This is a genomic window from Mesorhizobium sp. M4B.F.Ca.ET.089.01.1.1, from assembly GCF_004022605.1.
Lineage (GTDB): Bacteria > Pseudomonadota > Alphaproteobacteria > Rhizobiales > Rhizobiaceae > Mesorhizobium > Mesorhizobium abyssinicae.
The window spans coordinates 1-1,751 of record NZ_RZOS01000748.1; the positions used below are offsets into that span (position 1 = coordinate 1).

Annotated in this window: 1 protein-coding gene and 1 pseudogene; both read left to right on the forward strand. The window is 59.6% G+C overall.

The genetic code is table 11. From position 1 onward, the window contains the following. A pseudogene (locus EN780_RS33450) lies at positions 1 to 789 on the forward strand (aldehyde dehydrogenase); the annotation flags it as partial. Continuing rightward, the coding region (locus EN780_RS33455) for a thiamine pyrophosphate-binding protein (protein ID WP_133372857.1) at positions 789 to 1,751 on the forward strand (963 nt) is incomplete at its 3' end. The pseudogene EN780_RS33450 and the gene EN780_RS33455, both read left to right, overlap by 1 nt.

The following is a 1,751-nucleotide window of genomic DNA, read 5'->3' on the forward strand; positions in this document are numbered from 1 at the left end:
TCCTCGGGCAAACCGGCTTATGGCGTGGGTGCGGGCAATGCCACGATGGTCATCGACGAAGATGCCGATATCACAGAAGCTGCGATGAATTCGCGCATTTCCAAGACCTCCGACTTCGGATCGGGGTGTTCGGCCGATGGCAATCTGGTCATCCATGCCAAGGTCTATGACCAGATGAAATCTGCCCTGATCACTGAGGGCGGCTATCTGTGTTCGCCCGAGGAAAAGGTGCTGCTGCAAAAGGCGCTGTGGAAGGAAGACGGCAGCCGCCGCGTCGAGACGGTGGCCATTGCAGCCCAGCGGATTGCCGACTTCGCGGGCTTCTCCATTCCAAACGACCGGAAGTTTATCATGGTCGAGCAGGCAGAGATCGGGAAGGAACACAAGTTTTCGGGTGAAAAGCTTTGCGTCGTGATGGCGCTCTACAAGGCAGCGGATTTCGATGACGCCATGGTGAAGGTCCGCGCGATCTACGAGGTGGGCGGCAAGGGCCATAGTTGCGGCATTTATTCCTTCAACGATGATCATATCCTGCGCCACGCCATGAATGCGCCCGTCAGCCGCGTCATGGTGCGCCAGCCGCAATCCAAGGCGAACGCGGGCAGTTTCGCCAACGGCATGCCGATGACCTCCAGCCTTGGCTGCGGGATCTGGGGTGGCAACATCACCAACGAGAACGTGAGCCTGAAGCATTACATGAACGTGACCTGGGTCGCCCGGCCCATTCCCGAAGACCGCCCCTCGGACGAAGAGCTGTTTGGCGAATTCTACAACACCGAGGTTATGTGATGACCAAGAATATGCCTTCCACCGAAAAGGACCTGGTAGCCAATCAACTGGTCCAATACTTGGAAGCCCGCGGCATCCGCCATGTCTTTGGCCTGTGCGGCCATACGAATATCGCGGTGCTGTCGGCCATGGCCAATTCGGGCCTGCGTTTCATCAACGTGCGGCACGAACAGATCGCGGCCCATGCTGCCGACGGCTATGCGCGCGTGACGGGGTGGGCCTCGGTGGTGTTGACCCACCTGTCACCCGGTCTCACCAATGCCGCCACCGGCGTGGCCAATGCTGCGCTCGACTGTATCCCTATGGTGGTGATTGCGGGCGACGTCCCCAGCTACTACTACGGCAAGCATCCGCATCAGGAGGTGAACCTGCATGCAGATGCCAGCCAGTATGAAATCTACCGTCCCTTCGTGAAGCGGGCTTGGCGCGTGGATACACCTGAGCTTCTGCCCGAAATCATTGAAAAGGCGTTCCTTCTGGCCGAAAGCGGCCAGCCTGGCCCGGTGCTGGTAAATGTCCCGATGGATTTCTTCTCGGCCGCGATCAAGGTGGCGCTCTGGGATCGGGTGAAGGGCGGCACGAAAACCCTGACCCGCCCTTCGATCGACGATGAAAACGCGCGCGAGATCGTGGCGCGGCTGGCCGCTGCGGCCTCGCCCGTCATCCATGTCGGCGGCGGCGTGGCACTGGCGCACGCCTATGACGAGTTGCGAGATTTCGTCGATCACATGCAGATTCCGGTCAGCCACTCCCTGATGGGCAAGGGCGTGCTGCCGGACGATCACCCGCTGGTTTTGGGTATGACCGGCTTCTGGGGGATGAAGTTCACCAACGAACAGACCCTCGCGGCCGACTGGATCCTTGCGCTTGGCACCCGCTTCAAGGAGGCGGATTGTTCCAGCTGGTATCCCGAGTACACCTTCAATATCAGCGCCGATGGATCGAAACTGATCCATATCGAT